General features: G+C 66.4%; 27 protein-coding genes. 2 read left to right on the plus strand and 25 right to left on the minus strand.

Translation table 11 applies throughout. The annotated features are described in order from the left end of the window. Window positions 1–57: 57 nt before the first annotated feature. From queE to EWH10_RS03800, 25 genes are all read right to left on the minus strand, one after another. Complete coding sequence (gene queE / locus EWH10_RS03680) at window positions 58–705, minus strand: 7-carboxy-7-deazaguanine synthase (RefSeq protein ID WP_025548539.1); 648 nt, start codon at window positions 703–705, stop codon at window positions 58–60. A 4-nt stretch (window positions 706–709) separates the two neighbouring features. Continuing rightward, window positions 710–1,402: a 7-cyano-7-deazaguanine synthase QueC gene (queC, locus tag EWH10_RS03685; RefSeq protein ID WP_025548540.1), complete on the minus strand. Its 693-nt coding sequence runs from the start codon at window positions 1,400–1,402 to the stop codon at window positions 710–712. 47 nt (window positions 1,403–1,449) lie between these two features. Then, window positions 1,450–1,848, minus strand: coding sequence for a DUF3617 domain-containing protein (locus EWH10_RS03690; protein WP_082166205.1), 399 nt, complete (start codon window positions 1,846–1,848; stop codon window positions 1,450–1,452). 86 nt (window positions 1,849–1,934) lie between these two features. Beyond that, complete coding sequence (hslO, locus tag EWH10_RS03695; RefSeq protein WP_025548542.1) at window positions 1,935–2,843, minus strand: Hsp33 family molecular chaperone HslO; 909 nt, start codon at window positions 2,841–2,843, stop codon at window positions 1,935–1,937. Window positions 2,844–3,082: 239 nt separating this feature from the next. Continuing rightward, the gene (gene argF / locus EWH10_RS03700; RefSeq protein ID WP_044660312.1) at window positions 3,083–4,012 is read right to left on the minus strand and encodes an ornithine carbamoyltransferase; all 930 of its coding nucleotides are present in this window, start codon (window positions 4,010–4,012) and stop codon (window positions 3,083–3,085) included. 40 nt (window positions 4,013–4,052) lie between these two features. After that, a complete protein-coding gene (locus tag EWH10_RS03705; RefSeq protein WP_044660313.1) occupies window positions 4,053–5,243 on the minus strand; it encodes an aspartate aminotransferase family protein in 1,191 nt (396 codons plus the stop codon). 161 nt (window positions 5,244–5,404) lie between these two features. Continuing rightward, window positions 5,405–5,803: a flagellar export chaperone FliS gene (locus EWH10_RS03710; RefSeq protein WP_025548545.1), complete on the minus strand. Its 399-nt coding sequence runs from the start codon at window positions 5,801–5,803 to the stop codon at window positions 5,405–5,407. Between the two features lie 21 nt (window positions 5,804–5,824). Continuing rightward, window positions 5,825–7,270, minus strand: coding sequence for a flagellar filament capping protein FliD (gene fliD, locus EWH10_RS03715; protein ID WP_025548546.1), 1,446 nt, complete (start codon window positions 7,268–7,270; stop codon window positions 5,825–5,827). Window positions 7,271–7,656: 386 nt separating this feature from the next. Further along, window positions 7,657–8,115, minus strand: a complete 459-nt coding sequence (locus EWH10_RS03720) for a hypothetical protein (RefSeq protein ID WP_065847394.1) — start codon at window positions 8,113–8,115, stop codon at window positions 7,657–7,659. 94 nt (window positions 8,116–8,209) lie between these two features. Then, window positions 8,210–9,349, minus strand: coding sequence for a flagellar type III secretion system protein FlhB (gene flhB, locus EWH10_RS03725; RefSeq protein ID WP_044660314.1), 1,140 nt, complete (start codon window positions 9,347–9,349; stop codon window positions 8,210–8,212). A 2-nt stretch (window positions 9,350–9,351) separates the two neighbouring features. Continuing rightward, on the minus strand, window positions 9,352–10,146 hold the full coding sequence (gene fliR / locus EWH10_RS03730) for a flagellar biosynthetic protein FliR (protein WP_044660315.1): 795 nt from the start codon (window positions 10,144–10,146) through the stop codon (window positions 9,352–9,354). After that, complete coding sequence (gene fliQ / locus EWH10_RS03735; protein WP_025548552.1) at window positions 10,143–10,415, minus strand: flagellar biosynthesis protein FliQ; 273 nt, start codon at window positions 10,413–10,415, stop codon at window positions 10,143–10,145. Before fliQ ends, fliR begins: the two co-directional genes overlap by 4 nt. A gap of 47 nt (window positions 10,416–10,462) precedes the next feature. Further along, entirely contained in the window at window positions 10,463–11,242 is a 780-nt protein-coding gene (gene fliP / locus EWH10_RS03740; protein ID WP_025548553.1) for a flagellar type III secretion system pore protein FliP, read from the minus strand. Between the two features lie 97 nt (window positions 11,243–11,339). Continuing rightward, window positions 11,340–11,606: a FliO/MopB family protein gene (locus EWH10_RS03745; RefSeq protein WP_025548555.1), complete on the minus strand. Its 267-nt coding sequence runs from the start codon at window positions 11,604–11,606 to the stop codon at window positions 11,340–11,342. An 85-nt stretch (window positions 11,607–11,691) separates the two neighbouring features. Further along, window positions 11,692–12,030 carry a flagellar motor switch protein FliN gene (fliN, locus tag EWH10_RS03750; RefSeq protein WP_025548556.1) on the minus strand — a complete coding sequence of 113 codons (339 nt, stop codon included), beginning with the start codon at window positions 12,028–12,030 and terminating at the stop codon, window positions 11,692–11,694. Then, the gene (locus EWH10_RS03755) at window positions 12,027–12,911 is read right to left on the minus strand and encodes a flagellar motor switch protein FliM (RefSeq protein ID WP_065847392.1); all 885 of its coding nucleotides are present in this window, start codon (window positions 12,909–12,911) and stop codon (window positions 12,027–12,029) included. The genes fliN and EWH10_RS03755 overlap by 4 nt, the downstream gene beginning before the upstream one ends. Window positions 12,912–12,961: 50 nt before the next feature. Beyond that, on the minus strand, window positions 12,962–13,621 hold the full coding sequence (locus EWH10_RS03760; protein WP_025548560.1) for a flagellar basal body-associated FliL family protein: 660 nt from the start codon (window positions 13,619–13,621) through the stop codon (window positions 12,962–12,964). Between the two features lie 28 nt (window positions 13,622–13,649). Then, window positions 13,650–15,500: a flagellar hook-length control protein FliK gene (locus EWH10_RS03765; RefSeq protein WP_130029826.1), complete on the minus strand. Its 1,851-nt coding sequence runs from the start codon at window positions 15,498–15,500 to the stop codon at window positions 13,650–13,652. Next, on the minus strand, window positions 15,493–15,918 hold the full coding sequence (locus tag EWH10_RS03770; RefSeq protein WP_025548561.1) for a hypothetical protein: 426 nt from the start codon (window positions 15,916–15,918) through the stop codon (window positions 15,493–15,495). The genes EWH10_RS03765 and EWH10_RS03770 overlap by 8 nt, the downstream gene beginning before the upstream one ends. Then, complete coding sequence (locus EWH10_RS03775; protein WP_025548563.1) at window positions 15,915–17,243, minus strand: FliI/YscN family ATPase; 1,329 nt, start codon at window positions 17,241–17,243, stop codon at window positions 15,915–15,917. The genes EWH10_RS03770 and EWH10_RS03775 overlap by 4 nt, the downstream gene beginning before the upstream one ends. Further along, window positions 17,243–17,875 carry a FliH/SctL family protein gene (locus tag EWH10_RS03780; RefSeq protein ID WP_037482187.1) on the minus strand — a complete coding sequence of 211 codons (633 nt, stop codon included), beginning with the start codon at window positions 17,873–17,875 and terminating at the stop codon, window positions 17,243–17,245. The genes EWH10_RS03775 and EWH10_RS03780 overlap by 1 nt, the downstream gene beginning before the upstream one ends. Next, window positions 17,862–18,875 carry a flagellar motor switch protein FliG gene (gene fliG / locus EWH10_RS03785; RefSeq protein ID WP_025548566.1) on the minus strand — a complete coding sequence of 338 codons (1,014 nt, stop codon included), beginning with the start codon at window positions 18,873–18,875 and terminating at the stop codon, window positions 17,862–17,864. The genes EWH10_RS03780 and fliG overlap by 14 nt, the downstream gene beginning before the upstream one ends. After that, window positions 18,868–20,619, minus strand: coding sequence for a flagellar basal-body MS-ring/collar protein FliF (gene fliF / locus EWH10_RS03790; protein ID WP_044660317.1), 1,752 nt, complete (start codon window positions 20,617–20,619; stop codon window positions 18,868–18,870). The genes fliG and fliF overlap by 8 nt, the downstream gene beginning before the upstream one ends. Window position 20,620: 1 nt before the next feature. Continuing rightward, on the minus strand, window positions 20,621–20,980 hold the full coding sequence (fliE, locus tag EWH10_RS03795) for a flagellar hook-basal body complex protein FliE (protein WP_025548568.1): 360 nt from the start codon (window positions 20,978–20,980) through the stop codon (window positions 20,621–20,623). A gap of 13 nt (window positions 20,981–20,993) precedes the next feature. Further along, window positions 20,994–22,238, minus strand: a complete 1,245-nt coding sequence (locus EWH10_RS03800) for a sigma-54-dependent Fis family transcriptional regulator (protein ID WP_044660318.1) — start codon at window positions 22,236–22,238, stop codon at window positions 20,994–20,996. 335 nt (window positions 22,239–22,573) lie between these two features. On the opposite strand from EWH10_RS03800, the gene EWH10_RS03805 reads away from it, so the two are divergent. Continuing rightward, a complete protein-coding gene (locus EWH10_RS03805; protein WP_025548572.1) occupies window positions 22,574–23,392 on the plus strand; it encodes a flagellin N-terminal helical domain-containing protein in 819 nt (272 codons plus the stop codon). Window positions 23,393–23,616: 224 nt separating this feature from the next. Further along, window positions 23,617–25,128 (plus strand): OpgD/OpgG family glucan biosynthesis protein, encoded by a 1,512-nt coding sequence (locus EWH10_RS03810; protein ID WP_044660319.1) that lies wholly within the window; start codon window positions 23,617–23,619, stop codon window positions 25,126–25,128. The last annotated feature ends 60 nt before the right edge of the window (window positions 25,129–25,188 follow it).

Here is a 25,188-nt window from a genome sequence, read left to right on the forward strand (position 1 = left end):
CCAGAGCGGTTTTCATCGCTCCAGGATGGAAGCTTCCCCTGAGGCAGGCCACGGCCCTCAGCGCAATCCCAGATATTTGTGCGACTGAAGGCTGAGCCGCCAGCGGGGCCGCCCCATCACCAAATCCACCGCCGCCCGCGCGTTTTCCGCTGCCTTCGGATCGTCCAGCGGCTGCACCAGCCAATGATCGAAGGCCCAGCGCTCCATATCCTCGACATCCGCCAGGCTGTGCCCCCGCCCCGGCTGCGGCCAGACCAGCTTCAGCTCATTGCCGCTGCGCTGGACCACCTCGCTGCCCGCCTTGGGGCTGATGCAGACCCAGTCCAGCCCCGGATGCGCGGGCAAGGTGCCGTTGCTCTCGATCGCAATGGCAAAGCCGCGCGCATGGAGCGCATCGACCAGCGCATCGTCCACCTGAAGCATCGGTTCCCCGCCGGTCAGCACGATATAGCGCCCCTCCCGCCCCTCGCCCCAAAAGGCGAGCGCGGCCTCGGCCAGACCGTCCGCATCCGCGAACCTGCCCCCGCCATCGCCGTCGGTGCCGACGAAATCGGTGTCGCAAAAGCGGCAGACGGCGCTTGCCCTGTCCTGCTCCCGCCCGGTCCAGAGGTTGCAACCGGCAAAGCGCAGGAAGACCGCCCGGCGGCCGGCATGGACGCCCTCTCCCTGAAGGGTCAGGAACATTTCCTTGACGGCGTAGCTCATGGCGTCAGGGCTTCACCGCATAGTCGGTGGGATCGGGCAGACCGGCCTCCACGAAACCCTTGGACCGCAGGCGGCAACTGTCGCACAGGCCGCAATGCCTGCCGTCCGGCGTCGGATCGTAGCAGGACCAGCTCAGCCCCGTATCCAGCCCCAGCCGATAGGCTTCGCGCACGATGTCCGCCTTGCTCATATGCTGGAGCGGGGCATTGATCCGGACCGGATTCCCCTCCACCCCTGCCTTGGTGGCGAGCGCGGCCATCTTCTGAAAGGCGTCGATGAACTCCGGCCGGCAATCGGGATAGCCCGAATAATCGAGCGCATTGACGCCGATGAACACGTCATTCGCGCCCGCCACCTCGGCCAGGCCCAGGGTCAGCGACAGGAATATGGTGTTGCGCGCGGGCACATAGGTGACGGGAATGCCGGTCCCGACGCCGCCCTTGGGCACGGCAATGTCCGCGGTGAGCGCAGACCCGCCAAAGGCCGTCAGGTCCAGCGGCAGCACAATATGCGAGATGGCGTTCAGCGCCGACGCGACTCGACCCGCCGCCTGCAATTCCAGCCGATGGCGCTGATTATAGTCGATCGACAGGGCGAACAGGCGATAACCGGCCTCGCGCGCCAGCCCGCCCGCCACCATGGAGTCGAGCCCGCCCGACAGCAGAACGACGGCGAATTTTCCGTTATGGGCAACCATGAGCGCCGCGCTACGCCTCCCGACGCGTCAGCGCAAGCCGGTCGCGCCTAATGGCAGGCGCCGAGCCAGCGGCCCTCCAGCGCGAAGGCGAAGGGCGCGCCGTCGGCAATGCCCTGCGACTGGATCTGCACCAGCCGGGACGTTTCGACGCGCAGGTCCGTCCGCCCATTGCCCGCCGCGCCGCATTCATAGGTGACGACCAGCCGGTTGGCGACATCGCTGACGGTGAAGCTCTTGCAGGCATGGCCAGCGTGGCGGCTTTGCAGAAGCTGGCTGAGGCTGGAGACGCAGAGCTTGCGCGCGGCGCCATCCTCGCCCCGCCCGCGCAATTCCCATTCACCCGTCTCCAGTCCCTTGGGCAGGCGCGACGCGGGCGCGGCCGCCTGCACGGCAGAAACCGCCATCATCATCGCCGCCGCACCAAGGGCGCGCCGCTTTGCCACCATTCCGATCCCCCTGTCGATCGTTACTGATCCAGATCAGCCTTGCGCGTCAATTGCGGCAATTTGATAGCAATAAGGAGGGCGCCCGCTCATTCCTCCGCAAAGCTGGCGAGCGCGACCGGGAAAAGACGCGAGCAGAAGGCGCAATCCACGCCGATAATGCCCTGATCATCCGCCATGTCCGCCCGCTCCGCCGCCGGAAAGCGGCCGATGACGCTGCGGATATGATCGAGGTCGCAACGGCACCCCTTGCTGAGCGCCGTGGGATCGGTGACGCGCACCTCCTCCTCTTCGTGGAACAGCCGCCAGACGATGTCGGACAGCGGCAGCGCGTTGTCGGTCAGTTCCGCGTCCTTGAGCGTGTGGGCCAGCGCCTGGACATGCTCCCATTCCGGATGGTCGTGGCGGACATGCAGCCGTTCCCGCCCGACTTCCCCCTCGGGCAGGTGCTGGAGCAGCAGGCCGGCGGCAAGGCACCCCTCCCCCGCGTCGTGGCGCGTGGCGATCTGGATGATGCTGGGGATCTGTTCGGACTGGAAGAAATAATGTTCCGCCGCATCGGCAAGCGATTCGCCGTCCAGCGGGACGATGCCCTGATAGCGCTCGCCGGTCACCGCCTGGTCGAAGGTGATGGCGAGATAGCCCTTGCCGAACAGGCCGAACAGCGTCGGATCGGGGCCCAGTTCGGCCAGCCGGTCGGCATCGAACTTGGCATAGCCGCGCACCTCGCCGCCCTTATAGTCCGCCACCAGCAGGCTGACGACGCCATTTTCGGTCTGCGCCTGAAGCGTGAGCTGCCCGCCCGCATCCTTGAGCGTCGAGCCGAGCAACGCCGCCAGCACCAATGCGGAGGCGAGCAGCCGCTCGATCTGCGGCGGATAGGCATGGGCGGCAAGGACATCGTCTAGCACCGGCCCCAGCCGCACGATCCGCCCGCGCGCGTGGCGGGAGGGGATGGTGAAGCCAAGGGCCTGGTCAAGGGTAGCGGAAGAGGTCAAGTCAGGCTCCGTGCGGCGCGCCGGGGCGCGCCGATCATGCAAAGGCGCTTAGATAGGTTGCGATGCCCGGGCATGCAAATGCACTTGGGTTTGGGCTTGATCGGTGGGATGCGGACGGTCTGATCGCGGCCCGCTCCTTGGGACAGGTCGTGCTCCCGCGCCGGCGGGAACCCGGTTCAGGCGATGCGATAATCTGCGAAGGGCGGGACCGGGCTCCTGGCCGCGCAGGAGCCCCAAACTCAACCAAGCCGGCCCAACGCCCAGAGCAGCACCGACTTCTGCGCATGGATACGGTTTTCCGCCTCATCCCAGATCACCGATTGCGGCCCGTCTATCACCGCTTCCACCACTTCCTCGCCGCGATGGGCGGGCAGGCAATGGAGGAACTTCGCCGCGGGCTTCGCCAGCGCCATCAGTTCCGGCGTCACCTGATAGGGCATCATCGCCTTGAGCTTCTCCTCGGCATGGGCCTGGCCCATGGAGATCCAGGTGTCGGTGACGACGATGTCCGCGCCGGCCACCGCCGCCTGCGGATCGCGGGTGCGCAGGATGGCGGCGCCACGGGCCTGCGCTTCGGCCTCGAAGGACGGGTCGGGGTCATAACCCTCCGGCACGGCGATGCGCACGCCGAACTTCATCAGGCCCGCCGCCTCGACGATGGAATGGAGGACATTGTTGCCGTCGCCCAGCCATGCCCATTGGCTGCCGGGCAATGCCACGCCATGCTCCACCACGGTCAGCAGGTCGGCGACGATCTGGCAGGGGTGCGACAGGTCGGTCAGGCCATTGATCACCGGAACGCTGGCGTAATGCGCCATTTCCTGGATCTTCGCATGATCGTCGGTGCGAATCATGATGGCGTCGGCCATGCGGCTCAGCACGCGGGCGGTGTCCGCAATCGTCTCGCCCCGGCCAAGCTGGCTGGTCGCGCCGTCCAGGATCAGCGATGTGCCGCCCAACTGGCGGATCGCCATGTCGAACGACACGCGGGTGCGGGTCGAATTCTTCTCGAAGATCATCGCCAGCGTGTGACCGGCGAGCGGCGCATCCGCATCCGCTTTGCCCTTGGGCCAAGCTTTGCGCGCGGCCTTCCGGTCGATGGCGTCGGCAATCATGGCGGCGATCGCATCGCCGCCGGCGTCACTCAGATTCAGGAAATGATTGGTCATGAGGAACCCCCTCAACCCGTTCGGGCGAACGGAGATTAATTCAGGCCGCAGCCTCCGCAAAGCTCCGCGCGCCGGCGGAAAGCCGTTCGACGCATTCCGCGACATGGCTTTCCTCGATCACGAGCGGCGGCAGGATGCGCACGACATTCTGTCCCGCCGACACCGTCAGCAGGCCATGATTGTCGCGCAGATGCGCCACGAAGGCGCGGGCATCGAAATCATCCTTCAGCTTGACGCCCAGCATCAGGCCCAGCCCACGCACATCCTCGAACATGTCGTGATTGGGGATAAGCTGCTCCAACGCCGAACGCAGGCGCGCGCCGATGCCCTTCACATGGTCGAGGAAACCCTCGCCCAGCACTTCGTCCAGCACGGTCAGCCCGACGGCCATGGCCAGCGGATTGCCGCCATAGGTCGACCCATGGGTGCCGAACACCATGCCCTTGGCCGCTTCCTCGGTCGCGAGGCAGGCGCCCAGCGGGAAGCCAGCGCCGATGCCCTTGGCCACCGCCATGATGTCGGGGGTCAGGCCATATTGCTCATGGGCGAAGAAGGTGCCGGTGCGGGCATAGCCGCACTGCACCTCGTCCAGGATCAGCAGCAGGCCCTGGTCGTCGCACAGCTTGCGCAGGCCGCTCAGAAACTCCTGCGTCGCCGGCGTCACGCCGCCTTCGCCCTGCACCGTTTCCACCAGGAAACCGGCGGTGTTCTCATCGACGGCGGCCGTCGCGGCCTCCAGATCGTTGAACGGCACCACGGTGAAGCCGGGCAGCAGCGGTTCGAAACCGTCGCGCATCTTGGGCTGGCTGGTGGCGGAGATCGTCCCCAGCGTCCGCCCATGGAAGGCGTTGTCGAAGCTGATGATCTTGTGCCGGTGCGCCTCGCCATTGGCATAGTGGTAACGGCGCGCGGTCTTGATCGCGCATTCCACCGCTTCCGCGCCCGAATTGGTGAAGAACACCGTATCGGCAAAGGTCGTGTCGACCAGACGCTGCGCGAATTTCTCGCCCAGCGGCATGCCGTAGAGGTTCGACGTGTGCATCAGCGTCGCGGCCTGATCCGCGATCGCCTTGACCAGCTTGGGATGGCCATGGCCCAGCAGGTTGACCGCGATGCCGCTGGCGAAATCCAGATAGCGCTCGCCGCGTTCCCCGATCAGATAGCAGCCCTCGCCTCGGACCGGGCGTACATCGCACCGGGGGTAAACGGGCATGAGCGGCGTAATCGACATGGTCCTTCCCTTTCTGGGCTGATGCAAACAAAGTCCGAAACGCAAAAAGGCGGCCCCCGCCGGGCCGCCCTTTGCGAGCGCTGCCTATACAAGCGCGCCTTTGAAGGCGCAACCCCGTGCAACATGCCGTCATCCGGCGAAGGCCGGGATGACGGACGCCTTCAGCCGATCTGGTTCCACGCCTCCGCGATCTCGCCGATCATCAGGCGGGCCTGCTCCACCGGCGCGGCATCATGCTCCTTGGCGCTGACGAGCAGTAGGCGCCGCGCTTCGCGGTAGATCTGGGCGAGGCCAGTGGCGATGTCTCCGCCCTTGTCGAAATCGAGGCTCGATTCCAGCGCGAAGAGGATCGACATGGCGCGGGCCTGCTTGTCCGAAACCTTGAGCCGGTCGCCATTGCGTTCCGCCAGCGCGGCGGCATCCAGCGCCAGCAGCAGCTCGTCGAACAGCACCTTGACCAGCGCGTGGGGCGTCGCACCCTCGATCCGGCTGCCCGAATGGACCGCCGCATAGCGCCGCGCCGCTGCCGTGCCGCCGAACCCGCCATGATTGTAGAACATGATATTCCGACCCTTTCGGTATTAATTGTCGTTTTTGGTCCAGAGGGCGACCTGCTGCTGGAGATAGCTTTGCGTCGCCTTCAACGCCGACAGGCGCGTTTCCATGGCCGAATAGACCTTGGTGAGCTGTTCCTGATAGTTGGTCATCTGGGTATCGAGCTTGTCGAGCTGATCCGTCAGATCCTTCGCCAGCTTCTCATATTTGTCCTGCGTGGTGGCGAGCGGTCCGCCATCCTTCTTGATATTGTCGCGCACGCTGTCCATCAGGCCGGCAAGGCCGATATTCGTGGCGGTCTTGACCGACGGGTTCAGCAATTGCGTGATCGCCTTCGGATCGGCCGCGATCGCCTTGTCCAGCGCCTTGGTATCGAGCGACAGCGTACCGTCGCGATTGGTGCTGACGCCCAGGTCGTTCAGCGTCTTGTAGGCGCCGGTGCTGCTGAGCTGGGCCGACACCATCTGCGAAAGCTGCCGCTTCATGTCGCGGATCGAGGATTCTCCGTTCAGCACGCCCGCATTGGACGAGTCCGTGCCGGTGGAGGTGGCGGTGTTCAGCGCCTTCATCAGCGTGTTGTAGGCGTCGACGAATTCGACCATCAGGTCGCGCATCGACGTGGTCGGCTCTGTCGTGGCGAGCGTGACGCTGGTCCCAGGCGCCGCCTTGTTGAGGTCGATGCGCAGATAGGGGATCGCGCCGTCGATGGTGTTGCCGGCATAATGCTGCTCCACGCCGTCGAGCAGGATCACCGCGTCCGCCGGGTCGGCGGCGCTGGCCATGGTGCTGCCGGCCGGGACGCTGGCCTTGGTCCAGGCGAACTGGTCCAGGGACGCGCCGCTGGCATCGGGGGTGGAGGAAGAAACCGTCAGCGAGATGTCGTTGGCCGCACCGGTCGGCCCCTTCATCATCAGGCGGGTGCCCTGCGAATCGGTGATGACGGAGGCGGTGACGCCGGTACCGGACGCGTTGATGGCGGCGGCAAGGCCGGCATAGCTGTTGTTGGCCGAGGTGATGGTGACGGGAACCGCCGCGCCGGAACCGACCTTCAGCATCAGCGTGCCCGTGCCCACGGTCGCCGCCGCGCCGCTTGCCGCATCGGTGTTCGCGTTGACCGCCGACACCAGCGTCCGGCTGGTCGCCAGGTTACGCACTTCGATCTGCGCCGGAAGGCCGGTGGGCGTGCCGCCGGGCAGCGCGCTGACCGAAGCGATGCTGGGGTCGTTGGAAGCCGGCGCGCCCGAATAGCCGGTGCCCGCGAGCAGGCTGTTCAGCGCATCGGCAAAGGTGTCGAGCGAACTGGAGGCCGACGCCAGGGCGGAAATCCGCGCGGTGTTCAGCGTCTGGCGACTGGTGATGGCCGTCTGGCGCGGTTCCTTGGTGGCGCTGACCAGGCTGGAGACGAGCGACGCGGTGTCGATGCCCGATCCCGCGCCTAGCGCCGTCAAGATGCTGCTGCTCACCGAAGTCATTGGCCGTCCTTTCAAGAGAGAGAACGGCCCTAGCGCGAAGACCTTTAGGAATGATTTTCAGGGGGGAAGGCAGGAGCCCACCTCACCGACGCAACATCCAGGCCGCGTGGACGAATTTCGAAATGTCCGGGATTGGCCAATCCAAGACATTCCCCTCCCGCAAGCGGGAGGGGTTAGGGGTGGGCGCGAGCGCAGCGAGCTGCTGACTTAGCCGTTGCAAAACAGCGCAGATGCCGCGCCAGCCCACCCCCTAACCCCCTCCCGCCTGAGGGAGGGGGAATGTCGGCAATCCACCCCAACCGCTCAGACCACAGTCCTGAATTTCTCAACGCCGCCTGTAACGGCACGCTCGCGAGCAGGCGCAGGAGCGCCGCGACGAACCCGGCTCAAACGCCCGGAGACAGAATCTGATCGACCGCGCCGCGACGGATGTTGGCCTGCGCCGCATGGGCATAGGCGGCCTGCTCCGCGATGCGCTTGGCGACGCGGATCGTGCTTTCCACCGCCTCCTTGGAGGCCGGGGGCAAGGGGACCAGTATCTGCGGCTCGGGCAGCATCGACTGGATTTCGTCGGCTGCTCCGTCGACCGTCACCGTGCCGCCCTGACTGCGCAATTCAGCCAGAATGTCGGCAATGCGGGCATGCACCTTGGCATATTCGGCGCTGGTCGCGATGCTTTCTTCCACGCCCGACTGATCCTCGGGCGTCGGCGCCTGCCGGGACGATCCACCGCCCTGATGCACGGTGGCGGCCGATGAAATGGGCCCAATCGCGGACACGGCGGACGGCGCGCGGGTCGCGCCGCGCTCCACCGACAGTTCAGTCCGCGAAATATAGTCGTTCATGACGCACATCCTAATGCGTCCCCGTGAAGATTATACGGATATTAAGTCCTAAACTTAAGTTAAGGACGATCGATTTTCAGGAAACCGCTGATTATCAAGATGATTTTTTGCCGTCCGCGTCGAAGCGCAGATCGTCCGGCACGGTGATGAATGGCCGGTCCATCTCGCTCGCCACCCGATTCTCCACCCGGAAGACGAAGGCAAGGACGGTCGCGACCGCCATGTACAGCCCTTCATTGACGATCTGCCCGGCGCGCGAGGTGAAGTATATGGCGCGGGCCAGTTCGGGATATTGCAGCACCGTGACCCCGTTCTGGTCGGCAAGGTCGCGGATCGCCGCCGCCACCGCGTCACAGCCGCGCGCCACCACCACCGGCGCGGCGTCCTGCCCCGGCTTGTAGCGCAAGGCGACGGCGAAATGGGTGGGGTTGGTGATGATGACGCTGGCCTCCGCCACCGCCTTGCGGGTCGAACCGCTCAGCACCTCATATTGCTTGCGGCGGATATGGCCTTTCAGCTCGGGGGAACCTTCGCTCTCCTTATGCTCGTCCTTGATCTCCTGCTTGGTCATCGACAGCCGCCTGAACCGCTGCATGAGCTGGGCGGGAACGTCGATGCCCGCGATCAGGAACAGGCCCCCCGCCATGATCAGGCAGGTCATGATGAACATGTTGCCAAGGTCCGCCATGGCGGGCGCCAGCCCCGCCTTGCCCAGCCCGACGATCTCCGTCAGCCGGTCCCAGATCATCCAGACGCCGATCGCGCCCAGCAGCGCGACCTTGGCGACGGACTTGACCAGTTCGATCAGCCCCTGGAGCCCGAACATGCGCTTGAGGCCGGCGGCGGGATTGAGCTTCGACGCCTTGGGCGCGAAGGCGCCGGGACGGAAGCCGAGCGAGCCGAGCAGCGCCGGCCCCGCAATGGCAGCCAGCAAGGTCGCCAGCAATATCCCCGCGACCGGCAGGGCGATGCCGGACAGGAGCGCGATGCCCCGGTCGGCCGGCGCGAAATTCACGATGTCCTCCCGCCGGAAACGCAACGCCTCTATCAGCATGTCGGACAGGGATTCGACCATCGATGGCCCGGTGACCGCGATCCAGCCAATGCCGGCCATCACCACCAATGCAGTGGCGAGATCGCGGGACTGGAGAATGTCGCCATTCTTGGCCGCGTCCTTCAGCTTCTTGGCTGTCGGCTTCTCGGTCTTTTCGCCGCCGCCATTGCTCCCGGCCATGGTCAGTGCCCCTCAGCGATGGTCTGGGCCTGGTCCAGCCCGGCCTTCAGGGCGGCGGTGATCCCTTCCCCCATGATCGGCGCGGTGACGGCCAGCAGGATGAGCCCCGCCATCAGCGCCACCGGCATACCGACCGCGAACAGGTTGAGCGCGGGCGCTGTGCGCGCCAGCATGCCCATGACGATCTGCACCAGCACCAGCGCGAAACCGACCGGCAGCGCGATGGTGACGCCCGCGCCGAGCAGCGCGCCGCCGAATTCGATCAGGTGCCAGACCGCATCGTTGCTCAGCATCGCGCCACCCGGCGGCAGCGCCTGATAGCTTTGCACGACAAAGCTCACCAGCATCAGATGCCCGTCCATCGCCAGCAGCAGGAAGGTCGACAGGATGGAGAGGAACTGGCCCACCGCCTGCGTCGCCTGACCCGACGAAGGATCGACCATCGCCGCGAAATTGAGGCCCATGGTGTTGCCGATAGCCTCCCCGGCCACCAGCGCGGCGGCATAGCCGATCTGCACGGCAAAACCGATGGCGAGGCCGGCAAGCACCTCACCCGCGACCAGCATCACGCCCTGGAAACTGGCGACGCCGTCGGCGGGAAGCTGGATAGGCACGCTGTTGAGCGCTGCCATGCCCAGCGCCAGCGACAGGATCAGCCGCAATTGCAACGGCACGGCGGGCGCGCCGAAGACGGGCGCGGCGATGAAGGCGGCGCCGGGGCGGATCATGGCGATCAGCCAGATCCAGAGCTGGACTTCCACATTGACAAAGCCTGGGGCGAAGCCCGGCGCGATCATTGCAGCAGGTCCGGAATGCGCTCGAAAATCTCGCGCGTGAAATCGGCGATCAGCACCATGATGGAACCGCCGAACAGCACCAGCATCGCGCCGACGACGATGATCTTGGGGATGAAGGCCAGCGTCTGTTCATTGATGGAGGTCGCGGCCTGCACCATGCCGATGACGACGCCTGCGATCAGCGCGGGAATCAGGATCGGCGCTGCCGCCAGCGCCGTGATCCACAGCGCCTGCTGCGCCAGCCCCATGAAGAAATCGGCGTTTTCCATGGATCAGCCCGCCCCGGAGCCGTCTGGAGGAGAGAAGCGCCAGCCCTTCATGTCGCGAACGATCCGGCCAGCGAACCCATGGTCAACGCCCAGCCGTCCACCAGCACGAACAGCAGCAGCTTGAACGGCATGGAGATGATCGTGGGCGACAGCATCATCATGCCGAGCGCCATCAGCGTCGATGCGACCACAAGGTCGATGATCAGGAACGGCAGGAAGATCATGAAGCCGATCTGGAAAGCGGTCTTCAGTTCCGACGTCACAAAGGCCGGCAGCAGGATGGAGAAGGGAATGTCGGCGGGCGAGCGGAAGGCCGGCGCCTCCGCCAGATTGGAGAAGAGCTTGAGGTCCGTCTCGCGGGTCTGCTTGGTCATGAAGCCGTGCAGCACCTTGCCCGAACGGCCCACCGCCTCCTCGATGGAAATCTGCCCCTTGCCATAGGGATCGAAGGCCTGGGCGTTGATCTGGTCAATGGCCGGCCGCATCACGAACAGGGAGAGGAACAGCGACAGGCCGACCAGCACCTGATTGGGCGGCGTCTGTTGCAGGCCAAGCGCCTGACGCAGCAGCGACAGGACGATGATGATGCGGGTGAAGCTGGTCATCATGAGGATCAGCGACGGCAACACCGTCAGCAGGCTCATGAGGATCAGGATCTGCAGCGATAGGGACAGCGAACGGCCGTCGCCGCTGATCTGCCCCATGGCGCGGCTCAGCGCGCCGCCATTGTCGACGGGCGCCGGAGCGGCGGGCGCGGCCTGCGCAAAGGCGGGCATGGCAAGGACCAGGGTCAGCAGCAGCAGCGCCACCACGCCCCATTTCATCATCCCCGCGCAGGCGGGGACCCATCCCCCGGCAGCAGCCTGCGGACCCGAGGTCCGGAGAGGGGTTCCCGCCTGCGCCGGAATGACGGTGGCAAGCAGGTCAGCGCCCGGCACGATAAGGGTCGCCTTCCGCGATCTTCTCGATCCGCCCCCGCGTCACGGAAAGCAGGATCTTCTTCCCCTCGAACTCCACGACGGCGAGCTTGCCGAACGTCCCCATCGGCAATGCTTCCAGCACCTTGAGCGACCGGTCGTTCTGCCCCGCCATCATGCCCGGCTGATATTTGCGCCACAGCCACAGCGCGCCGAAGGCCATGCCGCCGACCAGAGGCAATAAAATCAGCAGCTTGACGAAATACCAGATCATGAGGGCTTTCCGCGAAGATGGTTAATTCGTCATCCGTTCCGAAAGATTGGCGCGCAAGGCAAGCGGTAAATCTGCCGCCTGCGCTTCAGCCGCGCCGCTCGACGCCCGCCAGCCGGCTTTCGGCAGCCGCGATTTCGACGATGCGGATGCCGTAGCGGCCGTTCACCGTCACCACCTCTCCCTTGGCGATCAGCGCGCCGTTGACCATGATGTCGAGCAGGTCGTCGGCCTGGCGGTCCAGTTCCACGACGCTTCCTTCGCTCAGATCCATGACCTCCGCCAGCCGGAGCGAGGTCGACCCGACCTCCACCGACATGCGGACGGGAATGTCGGCCAGCAACCGGAACTGGCGGTTGTTCACCATGCGGGAAATGCTGTCCTCGCCCACGCTGTCAAGGCGGGGGGCTTCGCTCATGTCGCTCATTGTCCGGTTTCCTGTGCAAGCTTTTCGATCTGGAATGCGGCGCGGCCATCCTGTTCGCCGATGGAGCCGTGCGCGACGATACGGTCGCCCACGATCAGCGGCAGGCTGCGGTTGATGGTGACGGAAATGATGTCGCCGGCCTTGAGCTGCATCAGCTCGGCCAGGGACAGGTCAGGACGCGCCAGCACCGTGCGGGCGGGCAGGCGGATGTCGCGCATGCGGTGGGCGATGCGCGCCTGCCACACCGGGTCGGCGCGTTCGTCGTCGATCGGGATGCGACTGCCCGTCAACGACTCGACGGCGCGCAGCGCGGACAGCGGGAACAGCAGGTCGACGGGCCATTCGGCATCGCGGCTGATGCTGATCAGGAAGCGTTGCAGCACCATCTGCTCGCCCGGCTGGGCCGCGGCGGCGAAGCCGATGCCGGTTTCCCGGACGATCAGACCGGCCTCTATGGCCAGCATGTCGCTCCAGCATTCCACCAGCCGGGCCATGAAGGCATCGGAAATCCGCGCGATCAGGCGATCTTCGGTCGGCGTGAACTCGCCGCGCGGCGGCAGCGCACGATTGCCGATGCCGCCATAGAAACAGTCGACCAGCGTCGAGATCATCGCCGCATCGAGCCGCAGCAGCACCTGCCCCTTGAGCGGCGCCAGGCGATAGACGCCGATGCTGGAGGAGCCGGGCACCTCATGCGCCCAGGCGCCGAATTCCAGCGCGCGCGCGTCCTGCGCGGCGACATGCGGGCGAACCCCGGCGATCGGCTCGATCAGGGCGCGCAAACGCCGGCCGAGCTTTTCGCCCAGCCGGTCCAGCCCCGACAGCATCAGCGGCGCCTGCGATTCCCCCCGCCCGAAGGCGTAGGCTTGAACGTCGGTCATTTCAGTCCCCAGCCGTCCCGGGCGGGGGACTTCCCGCCGATCAGGCAGCCCTATTGAATAACGAAATTGGTAAAATAAACGTTATCGACGCCGCCATAGCCCGTCTTCTGCTTCAGAATGTCGTTAATAATGCCCTTGATCTTCCCCTGAAGCGCCCTTTTCCCCTCCGGCGTCGACAGCGCCTCCACCGGCTGTTCGGCCAGCATCATCAGGACCTGGCTGCGAATCGCCATCTCATGGACCTTGATCGCCTCGACAACGCGAATGTCGTAATAGGTCGAAACGGCGATGGAAATCTGCGCAAAGGCGTCCGTATCCGACATGTTGGAGGTGAACGGCGTCTGAAGCTGGAAATAGGTCGCCTGATAGGCCGCGGGATTGGCCGGGCTGGGCAGGTCGATGCCCTTGGCCGGGACATGGACGCCCGAAGGGGCATGACCCCCGCCGCCGCCCTCATGCCCGCCGCCTTCGCCGCCGCCACCGCCGGCATAGCCATGGGCCTTCGCCACTTCCTCGGCATTTTCCCCCGCCAGCACGAGCACGGGCTTGTTCGGATCTTCCTTCGGCCCTTCTTCCTTCGGGCTGAAGAAACCCGCGGCGTAAAGACCGCCGGCCGCGCCCGCCCCGCCAACGACCATGGCGATGACGATGAGCAGGATCATCTTCATCCCACCGCCCTTTTTCTTCTTCGGCTTGGCGTCGTCACTCATCGGTCAAAGTCCCCCGCAATCCATGTCGTCAGGCATAGCGCGCGCGCGCGGCGGGATTGCCGGCATGGCGCAGCTCGTCATGGTTAAGAACGGCCGGATCGCCGGAATTTTTAGGGGCGAATGCGCTATTTTCCTGGGGACGCCAACGGCCCTGCCCCTGCGATTGCGCCATGTTCTGGCCGTTGTTCGCCCATGCGTTCGCGCCCTGGGAACCCTGTTGCTGCGCGCCCTGCTGCTGGGAGGATTGCTGTTGATTGGCGCTGTCCGCCCGCGCCGCTTCCGCGACAGGAGGCGCGCGTTCGATCTTCACCTCGGCAATGCGCACCGCCGAAAGTCCGGCATCAAGGCGCAGACGGTCGCTGTCCTGGCGCAGCGCCATTTCGGCGGCTTCGCTGGCGACGGTCAGGCTGACCGCCGCGCCGTCGCTGCCCTGGCGGATGTCCACCTGCACGGCCCCAAGCTGGTCGGCGTTGATCTGGAACCGCCCCTGCGCACCGTTCGCGGACAGCCCGGCAATCTCGCGGGCGAGGCCGTCGATCCACTGGCCGGAAACGCCCATGTCGACGATCTGCGCGCCAAGGCTGGCGGACAGGTCGGCCGGCGGCGGCGCGACGGCCGACGGCACCGGCTGCGCGGAAACGGGCTGGGCGAGCGGCATCGGGGGCACGGCATCGACCGGGTCATGCTGGACGGCATGGGCCGGCACGGCATCGACCGGCGTGGCGGCCCTGCCCGTTTCGACGCGGGCCGCGAGCGGTTCCCCGGCGCGGACCGGCGTGCCCGGCTGGCGGGCAGCGACCTGATCGCGCACGAGCTGGAGCAGGGCGAGCGCCTCGGACTTCACCGGGGCGCTGCCGGGATGCGCAGCGGGAACCGGGCCTTCCGGCTGGTCGGCCGATGCCGCAGGCGCTTCAATGGCTGGCTGCACAGGGGCGTCCGCCACGGGAGTCGGTTCAACCGTCGACTGGGCGGGAACCGGCTGTCCGGCAGACTGAGGCGGCAAGGGCGCCGCTACCGGCAGATTCTTGCCGCGATCCGGCTTGGCGGGCGCCGTTTGCGCGACCGGGGCTGTGGATGGCGGCAGCGCCTGCGCCGGAACGCTTGGCGGGGCCGGCATCTGGACAGCAGCGACGACCGTTGCCGGAGCCTGTGCCGCCTCGGCCTGCTCCTTCGGCCTGTCGCTGTCGCCCGGCTCGGCTTCCGCCGGCTCGTCGGCATGCTCCACCGCCGCGGCTTCGGGCAAGGCATCCACCTTTTCCGGCCTGGTTTCCTTGCCGGGGCGCGGGGCCTTGACCTGGGGATCGGGCGTCGCGACCGGCAGTTCCGGCCCGCCGACCTCGCCCTCTTCCATCGCGACCGGCGCCGCAGCAGGCATTTCCGCCGCGACCTCCTCGACGGAACCGCTATCCACCGCAGGGCCGGCATCCACCATAGGGCCAGCATCCACCGCAGGCGCCGTCTCCCGAACGGCGGCCTCGGCTGGCGCGTCGATCTTCCTCGCAAGTCCGGGCGGCAGCGGCAGCGAATCCTTGCGGTGGCTCTGCACCGCCCTCAATGCGTTGGCCAGACCGAAAGGCAAGGGGGAAGCCGTCTCGACCTCCGGATCGCCGCCATCGGCTTTGCCGGCCTTGGGCAGTGCGGGCTCCATGCCCTCGGCTTCATCCGCGACCGCCGGGGCGATCCCTTGCGGCGGGCCCGCGATCCCCGCGCTTTCCTGCGCTTCGGGCAAAGCGGCCATCGTGCCGTTCAGCAGCTGGGCGAAATCCGCCGCCCCCTCCGCAGGCACGGCCGACGCAGCCGCGCCATCGGCGGGCATCGGCGTCGCCGCCGAGGAAAAGAGCAGCGCCTTGAGGCTGGTCAGCATGTTCACGTCAGACATCTCCTGTCCTCTGCATCCGGCGATAGCGCGGCAGAGCCGCAAGCTTGTTCTCCCGCCATTCCTCCAGGTCCGCGCGGGCGCGATCCTTGAGCTTCACGGCGATTTCGCGATCCCGATTGGCCGCGAGGGAAAGGCCTTCCTTGACCTCCACCTTGCGGCGCGCATCGTAGAGCGCACCATCCAACTGGCGCCCCGCCTGTTCCAGACGGCCCGCCAGTTCCTGCATCGCTGCAAAATTCGCGCCAGTTGCGACGCCCTGCCCGGTAAAAAGATCGTTCCGCACATTGCGCAGCCGCTCGACATTGCGGGCAAGGCCCTCCGCCTCGTCGCGGGCGCGGGCGGTTTCGGCCGCGGCCATGGCATGCTGGACATGGCGGACGCGCAGCACGCGCTGGCGGCGGGCGACTTCGCCCTTCACGCGCCGAACTCGGCGATCAGGGCATGGGCGCTGGTGTCGAGGTCGATGAAGCTCTTCTGATCCTGACGAATGAAGTCGAGGACTTCCTGTCGCCGCTGCACGGCTTCATCGATCACCGGATCGTTGCCGGGGCGGTAGGCGCCCATCAGGATGAGGTCGCGATTTTCCTCATAGGCGGCCCAGAGGCGGCGATAGGCGGCGGCGGCAAGGCGATGCTCGTCCGGCACGACATCCGCCATGACGCGGGACAGCGACTTGCCGACATCGATCGCCGGGAAGATCGCCTGTTCCGACAGATGGCGCGACAGCACGAAATGCCCGTCGACAATGGCGCGGGCGGCGTCGACGATCGGATCGTCCGTATCGTCGCCATCGGCCAGCACGGTGTAGAGCGCGGTGATCGACCCGCCAGTCCGGGCGTCGACGCCGGCGCGCTCGACCAGACGCGGGATCAGCGCCAGCGCGGAGGGCGGATAGCCCTTCATCGCGGGCGGTTCGCCCAATGCCAGCCCGATCTCGCGCTGGGCATGGGCGCAGCGGGTCAGGCTGTCGATCAGCAGCAGCACCTTCTTGCCCCGCGCCCGGAAATATTCGGCAATGGCGGTGGCGCGGGCCGCGGCGCGCAGGCGCAGCACCGGCGGATGGTCGGCGGGCACGGCGACGACGATGCTCTTGTGCATCGCGCCCTTCAATTTGGTCTCCAGGAAATCGCTGACCTCGCGTCCGCGCTCCCCGATCAGGCCCGCGACGACGATGTCGGCTTCGGCGCCCTGGATCATCTGGCCCATCAGCACCGATTTGCCGACGCCGGACCCCGCGATGATCGCGATGCGCTGGCCGCGTCCGGCGGTCAGCAGCGCATTCACCGCACGCACGCCCAGGTCGAACGGCTCGGTGACGCGGCCCCGGTCGAGCACATTGCCCTTGACGCCGTTCAATGGCCACGACCCGCCCGCGATGATCGGCCCCTTGCGGTCCAGCGGCTGACCCATGGCGTCGATGACGCGGCCGATAAGGCCTTCGCCCACCTGCACCATGGTCGCCTGGGAATCCGGTTCGACCCGCGCCCCATTTTCCAGCGGCGCGTCGCTGTCGAGCGGCACCAGCAGCGTCCTGTCGCCGCGAAAGCCCACAACCTCGGCGCGGCAGACCGTCCCGTCCGAAGCGATCACCCGCGCGCCCGCACCGATGGGACGGCGAAAGCCGGTGACTTCCAGCATGCCCGCATCATGGCTGACCAGCCGGCCGACATGGCGCGGCTGCCGGTTCTGCACCTGCATATGGTCGAACAGCGTTTCCGCCTGGGCCAGCGAGGCGCGAATCATCAGGCCTTGCCCTCCATATCGTCCAGCAGGGCGCGCAGGCGCGACAGACGCACATCCGGGCCGTCCTCGACCCAGCCGTCGGCGGTTTCAAGGCGCACGCAGCCGCGCTGCATCGCGCCGTCGGGCACCAGCTTCACGCCGATGCTCTCGCCTTCCAACAGTTCGATGTCGTCGGGATGCAGGTGCAGCGCGCCCTTTTCGTCATTGTCCTCGATGAAGGCGGCCACGCTGTCGCAGCGCTGGAGCAGCCGTTCGATGTCGATCTCGACCTCGCCCACGATCTGCTCCACCAGCCGGACCACGGTCGCGGAAAGCATGGTGGACAGCATGCCGCTGGGCGCCGGCGCCAGCAGTTCCAGCGCTTGGGCAAGCTGCTGGCGGGCCTGCGTCTCGGCCGCATGGGCTTCCGCCGTCACGCGGCTGCCTTCGTCGAAGCCCATGGCGAAGGCTTCGATCCGCGCCTGTTCCAGCACATCCTCTTCGCTTTCCGGAATGCTGTCATGCACCGGCTGGCCGGGCGCGGCATGCGCAGGCGCGAACAGGCTGCGGAAGCCGCCGCTCGTCACCTGTCCCATGCCGCCCAGCGGTATGCTGGCGACTTCCGCATTGCTCCAGAGCTTAGACAAAATCATTCCCCTTGCCGCCCAGCATGATGGTGCCCGCATCGGCCATGCGGCGCGCGGTGGCGATGATCAGCTTCTGCGCGTCGATGACCTCGGCCAGGCGGATCGGCCCGCGTTCCTCGATCTCGTCGGCAATGGCCTGCGCGGCGCGGGCGGACATGGAACCGAATATCTTCGCCTTCAGCATGTCGTTCGCGCCCTTCAGCGCGACCACCAGGATCGAACTGTCGACGGTGCGCATCAGCGTGCCCATATTCTTGTCGTCCATGTCGATCAGGTTGTCGAAGACGAACATCTCCTCCTCGATCGTCTGGGCGACCATCTTGTCCCGCTTGGCCAGCGCCTTGATGATGCGCTGTTCATTCTCCTTGCGGACATTGTTCATGATCGCCGCCGCCTCGATGGTGCCGCCGCGCTGCGAGGCCCCGCCCTGCTTCTTGGCCATGTTGCCGCGCAGCAGGAGCTGCTCCAGATCGTCCAGCGCCTCGTTCGACACGGGGCCGAGCGTGGCGATGCGGTAGACCACTTCTTCCTGATATTCGGTCGGCAGCAATTGCAGCACGTCGGCGGCGATCGGCGCCTCCAGATGGGCGAGGACGATGGCCATGATCTGCGGATGCTCCGCCTCGATCAGCACGGCGATCTCCTTGGCGTCCATCCATTTCAGCATCTCAAGCTGGGTGGAGCGGGTCGGCGGGGTGATGCGGGCCAGCATATTCTCGGCCCGCTCCTCGCCCAGCGCCTTGGTCATCGCGCCGCGAATATGGCGGGTCGCGCCATAGCCGATAGTGGTGCGCTTCTTCGCCTTGGTGACGAAATGATCGAGCGCCTCATTGACTTCCTCGACCTGCACGTCGGCCACATCGTACATCGCATAGCCAAGCTGGCGCACTTCGTCCGGCTCCAGGCGCGAGAGGATCTGCGCGGCCTCATCCTCGTCGAACAGCATCAGCAGGACGGCGGCGGCGGCGCTGCCCTTCAGCGCCGTGGCGGTGGCGGCGTCAGGCATTTTCCTTCTTCCCTTCCTTCAGAAGGTCGCGGACGACCAGCGCCGCGCGATCGGGGTCCTGCTTCACGAAATTGCGGATCAGGTCGGCGCGCTGGGCATAGTCGTAAGTGGAGGAGATCATGTCGAGCGTGACCGGCGTCGACCCATCCGGGTTGACCGTCGCCTGACGGGTGATCTCGGTCGAGATTTCGCGGCCGATCTTCTGGCCCTCGGCGGCGACCTGTTCGGCGGCGGCGGCCTGAGCGGCGGCGCGGCGCTTCAGCAGCGGCCGGCCGATGCCGAAGATCACCAGCAGGGCGACCAGCAGCGCAGAGACGTTGCGCACCAGCGGCGACACCCATCCGGCTTCATACCAGGGCGCCTGAACCACTTCTTCCTTGGCGAAGCTGCGGGCGGAAAGGGCCACCACGTCGCCCCGCGCCTGGTCGAAACCGACCGCCCCCTTCACCAAAGCCTCCAGGGCCGCGATCTCCTGCGCCGAACGCGGCTTGCCGTCGGGCCCGTTGTCCAGCGCGACCGCGACCGACAGGCGCTTGACCGTGCCGATAGCGTCCCTGGTCACGGAAACCTCGCGGCCCAGTTCGAAGCTGCGGTTGAAGGTTTCCTCGGTCTTCATCAGCGGATTGGGCGGCGTGCCGGGCTGGGCTGCGGTCTGGGCGCTGGCGGCGCCCTGCGCGACGGCCTGGCCATTGGGATTGGTCTGCGTCACGGTCGGATTGACCGGCGCCTGATTGCTGAGCGCGCCGGGAATGCCGCTCGCTTCGCCGCCCGCGCCCTGACCGCGCGGGTCGGATGCCCAGGTGCCCTGTTCGCTGCGAAGACGCGCTTCATCCTGCGGATAGGTTTCGCGGGTCGCCTGCCGCTCCGCGAAGTTCAGTTCGGCATGCACTTCGGTCGAGAATTTGCCCGCGCCCAGAATCGGCGTCAGCAGCGCGATCACCGACTGGCGATAGCGATCCTCCATCTTGGTCTGGACGGCCAACTGGCGGTCGTCGGCGGCGTTGCTGTCATTATTGCTGAGCAGACGGCCATTCTGATCGACGACCGATATGTCCTCCGGATTGAGTTCCGGGATCGACGAAGCCACCAGATGCACGATGGCGCTGACCTGCTGGTCGGTCAGCGACCGGCCGGAGGCAAGACGCAGCATCACCGATGCGGAGGGTTTGGACCGTTCGCGCAGGAAGACGCTGGGCGGCTCGACCGCAAGGTGGACCTTGGCGCTCTCCACGCTGTCGATCGCTTCGATGGTGCGGGCCAGGTCCATTTCGCGGGCGGAGCGCAGCTTTTCGCCTTCCACCGCGCGCGATGCGCCCATGGGCAGGCTGTCGATCATGCTGTTGCCGTCGGGCGCGCTCTTGGGCAGGCCCTGGGCGGCGAGCATCATCTTCGCCTTGAAATAATCGTCCTCGCCAACGGTCATGCTGCCCGAATTGTCGAAGTCGTAGCGGATGCCATTCTGGTCCAGCACGCTCGCAACCGCCGACTTGTCGGCATCGGGCAGGGCACGGAACAGGTCGCGCTGCGGCGGTTCGCGCAGGGCGAGCCAGGCCGCGCCAGCGGTCGCGACGACGCCCAGCAGGCCCAGCAGCGGCAGGCTCTTCGCCACGGCGGGCTGCTTCATGAAGCCGGTGAAGCGCGCCTTCAGCGCATCGACGCCCTTCGCGCCGCCCGGAAAGGCGGGGCTGGTGGCCGGGAGAGCGGCGGCGCCGCCGACGGAGGGGGTGAGTGCGTTCTCGCTCATATTACACCGGCATGCTCATGATGTCCTTGTATGCGGACAGCAATTTGTTGCGGACCTGAAGGGTGGCTTCGAAGCTGACGGACGCCTGCTGCTTGGCCAGCATGACCCCGGCAATATCGGTGGTTTCCCCCCGTTCGAACGAGGCGGCTGCTTCGCCCGCCTGGTTCTGCAGGCCGTTCACCTGCTCCAGCGCCGATTTCAGCGCATCGGTAAAGCCGCCCGGCGCGGTTGCGCCATTGGTGCCGACCGCGGAGCCAGGGCCGACATTGCCGGTCTGGGCGACGTCGCGCAGCGCCGCGTTCTTCTGGAGGATGGCGTTGCGGATCGCCATCACGCTATCGGTCGGAGAAATTCCGGACATGCCCTATTCCTCCTCAGGCCGCCGCCCGCTCGCGCATCTCGGCAAGCCGATAGCGCAGCGTACGTTCGGAAATGCCCAGCTTGCGGGCGGCGGCGGCGCGATGGCCATCCGTTTCGCGAAGGGCGGCGCGGACCGCCTCCAGCTTGCTGTTATGCGCCACGTCGCGCAGCCGGATCGGATCGGCCGGCGCCAGGACCTGCTCCACGATGCGCAGTTGCGGCGCGCCGGTGATGTGCAGGTCGTCGGCATCGATACGGTCGCCGTCGCGAAGGACCACGGCGCGCTGAAGGACATTGCCCAGCTCGCGGGCATTGCCGGGCCAGACATGGCCGGTCAGCTTTTCCAGCGCCGCGGCGGTCGGCCAGACGAAGGCGTCCTGCTGGCGCAGCAGCATGGCGGCGGCGATGGCGGCGATGTCGCCCGGGCGCTCGGCCAGCGGACGCAGCTCCAGCGGCATGACATTGAGGCGCCAGTAGAGATCCTCGCGGAAGCGGCCGGCAGCGACTTCGGCGGCGAGGTTGCGGTTGCAGGCCGCGATGATGCGGACATTGACCGGCACCGGATGAGTCGCGCCGACGGGCAGCACTTCGCCTTCCTGCAGGGCGCGCAGCAGCTTCGCCTGAAGGCTGAGCGGCAGTTCGGCGATTTCGTCGAGGAACAGCGTGCCGCCGTCCGCCGCCAGGAACAGGCCCTCGGACGCATTGGCCGCGCCGGTGAAGCTCCCCTTCTTGTGACCGAAGAGCATGGCCTCCATCATGGTTTCGGGCAGCGCCGCGCAATTGACGGCGATGAAGTCGCGGGTCACGCGGCCCGACTGGGCATGAAGGAAGCGCGCCATGCCTTCCTTGCCGGTGCCCGTATCGCCCTGGATCAGCACGGTGGCGTCGCTGCGCGCCACGCGGCCGGCCAGCGTCATCAGCCGCGTGCTGCCGGCGTCGCCCACCGCGGGAACGGCAGCGGGACGGGCCAGCTCCGCGATCAGCGCGAAGGCGAAACCCATATCCTCAAGGCCGAAGGCGACGCGGGCAGGCAGGCCGTTGGCGGCGGGCACCAGCGAGGGCAGGCCGTCGATCAGGTTGATCAATATGTCGCGATGGGTCGCATGGCCGATTTCGGTGGCCAGCAACACGCGCCGGTCTTCCCGCTCGCGCGGGCTCTGGGCGTCCACGATCCGGACGGTAAAGAACGCATTTTCCAGCCAGTGCTGCAGGCCCGGAACGAGCGCGCAGACTCCTTGGCTCACGTCCAACGATGACATGAACTTGTCCCCATGTTTTGGCCGGCTTGTGCCCCCGCACGCCCCTGACCCCTTCGATGCGTTGAAACTGCCCGACTGTGGTTAGCATATGGTTAATGCGGCAAACCCCTTGCCGCATAACGGCAATTTTTTTCCGCCGAGGCGGAACTTTTCGCCGCTTCATGGATATATCGGCCCCCGCAAAGGGGCTCGAATGCCCTGTTTACGGGCCTTTTCAAGAAAATAGCAGAAAAAATCATCCCCGCCCTAAAAGCTTTTTTTCCGGTGCCGTTATCCCCTTTCGAGGCCGCAAGCAGCCTGATGGCAGCGACCTGAACGAACGAAAGGGTATCAAAATGACTGTTATCGGAACCAACTCCTCGGCGCTGCGTGCATCCAATGCTTCGGCCCAGGCCAGCAAGGCGCTCAGCACCGCGATGGAACGCCTGTCGACCGGCAAGCGCATCAACAGCGCGAAGGACGACGCGGCCGGCCTTGCCATCGCATCGACCATGACCTCGCAGATCCGCGGCATGACCCAGGGCATCCGCAACGCCAATGACGGCATCTCGCTCGCCCAGACGGCGGAAGGTGCGCTGGGCGAAGTCAGCAACATGCTGCAGCGCATGCGTGAATTGACCGTCCAGGCGCTGAACGGCACCAACGACACCAATTCGAAGGCGAACATCACCTCGGAACTCGACCAGCTGTCGACCCAGATCAACAGCGTGATGACCAACACCAAGTTCAACGGCATCTCGCTGTTCCCGACCACGGCGGCGACGATCACGATCCAGGCCGGTTCGACCGCGGCCGACTCGGTCTCGCTCTCCGTCGGCGGCATCGACCTCTCGGCCGTCGTCGGCGCCAGCGCCGCCACCGTGAGCGGCTCGGCTGCGACCACCGCCACCCTGGCGCTCTATGACACGGCGCTTCAGTCGGTCTCGACCGCCCGCGCCACGCTGGGTTCGACGCAGAGCCGCCTCGAATCGACGGTCAACACGCTGACGGCCAACGTCACCAACCTGACCGACGCCCGCAGCCGCATCGAGGACGCCGACTTCTCGGCCGAAACGACCGCGCTCGCCAAGCAGCAGATCCTGAGCCAGGCCTCGACCGCGATGCTGGCCCAGGCGAACCAGAGCCAGCAGGGCGTGCTGAAGCTGATCAGCTAAGCGGCGACACTCAGATTGACCGGCTGGGGTTTTGGTCACCCCGGCCGGTCATGCCGCCCCCGGCGCATTTACAGTCCCCACCGCGCCGGGGGTAAAAACTTCGATGAAACGACCAGCATAACGAAGCCTCCGTCCCCCCGGGCGGAGGCTTCATCGCATTTGTCGATCGGCCGGTTTCCAATCAATGCGGGATCGAAACACTTGCATTGGCGGTTGTCGCACCCATGATGACGGCCATGACCAACAATTCTTCGACAGGAATCGGACGCCGCGCAGTGATCGCGGCGTCCGGCGCTGCGCTGCTGCTGCCGCATTCCGTGCTGGCCCAGAACCGGGCCGAGGCCTTTTCCTGGACCATGCTGATCGCCCGGGCACAGCGCCTCGCCCGCGGCGCGTTCATGGTGACGCCCTTCTTCCCCGGCGCCGACAGGATCGGCTATGATGCGTTCAACGAGGCGCGCTTCCGTGACGAGCGGACCATCTGGAACGAAAGCGGCGACGATACCGGCATCCGCCTGTTCCCCCTGAGCGGCACGGTGCAGCAGCCGGTGGAGATCGCGCTGGTCGAAAAAGGCCGGGCGACGCCGCTGCGCTACGATCCCGCCATGTTCGACGCGCCGCCGGGCAATGCGGTGCGCGCACTGGGCCCCGATGCGGGCTTTGCCGGCTTCCGCATCATGAATCAGGCGCGGGACGGCGACTGGCTGTCCTTTCTGGGCGCGACCTATTTCCGCGCCCCCGCCGAAAGGCAGTTCGGGCTTTCGGCCCGCGCCGTCGCCATCAACACCAGCATCGCGGGGAAGGAGGAATTTCCCCGCTTCACCCATTTCTGGCTGGAGCGGACCGGGCGCAGCAGCGTCACCGTCTATGCGCTGATGGACAGCGCGTCGCTCACCGGCGCCTACCGCTTCGCCAATGAACTGACGCCGCAGGGCGTGCGGCAGGATGTCGACGCCGTGCTGTTCACGCGCAAGGCGATCGCGGAACTGGGGCTGATGCCGATGACCAGCATGTTCTGGTACGATCAGGCCGACCGGCGCACCCGCACCGACTGGCGGCCGGAAATCCACGATTCCGACCTGCTTTCCATCGCCGGCGCGGATGGGACCGTCCATTGCCGTCCGCTGGTCAATCCCTCCGCCCCCCGCGTCGATGTCTTTGCGGAGCGCAATCCCAAGGGCTTCGGGCTGCTCCAGCGCGACCGCAATTTCGACCATTATCAGGATGACGGCGTCTTCTACGAACGGCGGCCTTCCCTATGGGCGACCAGCCGCAAGCCGCTGGGCGCCGGACAGGTGCGGCTCTACGCCTTTCCGACCGACAGCGAATATACCGACAATGTCGCGGCCTATTGGACCCCCGCCGCGCCCACCCGCGCGGGCAGCCGGATAGAGGCGAGCTATCGGCTGGACTGGTCCGCCGCCCGCGCGCCCGCTTCCGCCGGCCTTGCCACGGTGGAGAATATCTGGACCGGGCAGTCGGGCGAAGCCGGGGTCGACCGTTTCCTGGTCGACTTCGCCGGCGTGCCGACCGGAAGCAGGCCGGACATATGGGTCGACCTTGCCGGCGGAACGCTGGTCAAGAAGGCCGGCTATCCGGTCCTGCACCAGAAGGACATGTTCCGGATGGTCCTGGATATTCGTCGGGACCGGGGCAGGCCGACCGATATCCGCGCCCAGCTCAGGGCTGGCAATCGCCCGTTCAGCGAATATGTGCATTACCCGCTGGGCGCGTGAATTAAGGGCGACAAGGGAACCAGCCGGGTTCAAGGCGGTTCTGGTGACGGGTTTCGAGCC

This window comes from Sphingobium fuliginis (assembly GCF_004152845.1).
In the GTDB taxonomy this organism is placed as follows: domain Bacteria; phylum Pseudomonadota; class Alphaproteobacteria; order Sphingomonadales; family Sphingomonadaceae; genus Sphingobium; species Sphingobium fuliginis.

Bases quoted from the DNA above. Each gene is read 5' to 3' on its own strand.
- queC (WP_025548540.1), bottom strand. From the start codon at position 1,402: ATGGTTGCCCATAACGGAAAATTCGCCGTCGTTCTGCTGTCGGGCGGG.
- EWH10_RS03705 (WP_044660313.1), bottom strand. From the start codon at position 5,243: ATGTCGATTACGCCGCTCATGCCCGTTTACCCCCGGTGCGATGTACGC.
- EWH10_RS03780 (WP_037482187.1), bottom strand. From the start codon at position 17,875: ATGATTTTGTCTAAGCTCTGGAGCAATGCGGAAGTCGCCAGCATACCG.
- fliE (WP_025548568.1), bottom strand. From the start codon at position 20,980: ATGTCCGGAATTTCTCCGACCGATAGCGTGATGGCGATCCGCAACGCC.
- EWH10_RS03745 (WP_025548555.1), bottom strand. From the start codon at position 11,606: ATGATCTGGTATTTCGTCAAGCTGCTGATTTTATTGCCTCTGGTCGGC.
- EWH10_RS03810 (WP_044660319.1), top strand. From the start codon at position 23,617: ATGATGACGGCCATGACCAACAATTCTTCGACAGGAATCGGACGCCGC.
- fliP (WP_025548553.1), bottom strand. From the start codon at position 11,242: ATGATGAAATGGGGCGTGGTGGCGCTGCTGCTGCTGACCCTGGTCCTT.
- EWH10_RS03710 (WP_025548545.1), bottom strand. From the start codon at position 5,803: ATGTTCTACAATCATGGCGGGTTCGGCGGCACGGCAGCGGCGCGGCGC.
- EWH10_RS03720 (WP_065847394.1), bottom strand. From the start codon at position 8,115: ATGAACGACTATATTTCGCGGACTGAACTGTCGGTGGAGCGCGGCGCG.
- fliG (WP_025548566.1), bottom strand. From the start codon at position 18,875: ATGCCTGACGCCGCCACCGCCACGGCGCTGAAGGGCAGCGCCGCCGCC.
- argF (WP_044660312.1), bottom strand. From the start codon at position 4,012: ATGACCAATCATTTCCTGAATCTGAGTGACGCCGGCGGCGATGCGATC.
- fliF (WP_044660317.1), bottom strand. From the start codon at position 20,619: ATGAGCGAGAACGCACTCACCCCCTCCGTCGGCGGCGCCGCCGCTCTC.
- EWH10_RS03805 (WP_025548572.1), top strand. From the start codon at position 22,574: ATGACTGTTATCGGAACCAACTCCTCGGCGCTGCGTGCATCCAATGCT.
- EWH10_RS03755 (WP_065847392.1), bottom strand. From the start codon at position 12,911: ATGACCGACGTTCAAGCCTACGCCTTCGGGCGGGGGGAATCGCAGGCG.
- fliQ (WP_025548552.1), bottom strand. From the start codon at position 10,415: ATGGAAAACGCCGATTTCTTCATGGGGCTGGCGCAGCAGGCGCTGTGG.
- queE (WP_025548539.1), bottom strand. From the start codon at position 705: ATGAGCTACGCCGTCAAGGAAATGTTCCTGACCCTTCAGGGAGAGGGC.
- EWH10_RS03775 (WP_025548563.1), bottom strand. From the start codon at position 17,243: ATGATTCGCGCCTCGCTGGCCCAGGCGGAAACGCTGTTCGACCATATG.
- EWH10_RS03765 (WP_130029826.1), bottom strand. From the start codon at position 15,500: ATGTCTGACGTGAACATGCTGACCAGCCTCAAGGCGCTGCTCTTTTCC.
- EWH10_RS03760 (WP_025548560.1), bottom strand. From the start codon at position 13,621: ATGAGTGACGACGCCAAGCCGAAGAAGAAAAAGGGCGGTGGGATGAAG.
- fliD (WP_025548546.1), bottom strand. From the start codon at position 7,270: ATGACTTCGGTGAGCAGCAGCATCTTGACGGCGCTAGGCGCGGGATCG.
- fliN (WP_025548556.1), bottom strand. From the start codon at position 12,030: ATGAGCGACATGAGCGAAGCCCCCCGCCTTGACAGCGTGGGCGAGGAC.
- EWH10_RS03690 (WP_082166205.1), bottom strand. From the start codon at position 1,848: ATGGTGGCAAAGCGGCGCGCCCTTGGTGCGGCGGCGATGATGATGGCG.
- fliR (WP_044660315.1), bottom strand. From the start codon at position 10,146: ATGATCGCGCCGGGCTTCGCCCCAGGCTTTGTCAATGTGGAAGTCCAG.
- flhB (WP_044660314.1), bottom strand. From the start codon at position 9,349: ATGGCCGGGAGCAATGGCGGCGGCGAAAAGACCGAGAAGCCGACAGCC.
- EWH10_RS03800 (WP_044660318.1), bottom strand. From the start codon at position 22,238: ATGTCATCGTTGGACGTGAGCCAAGGAGTCTGCGCGCTCGTTCCGGGC.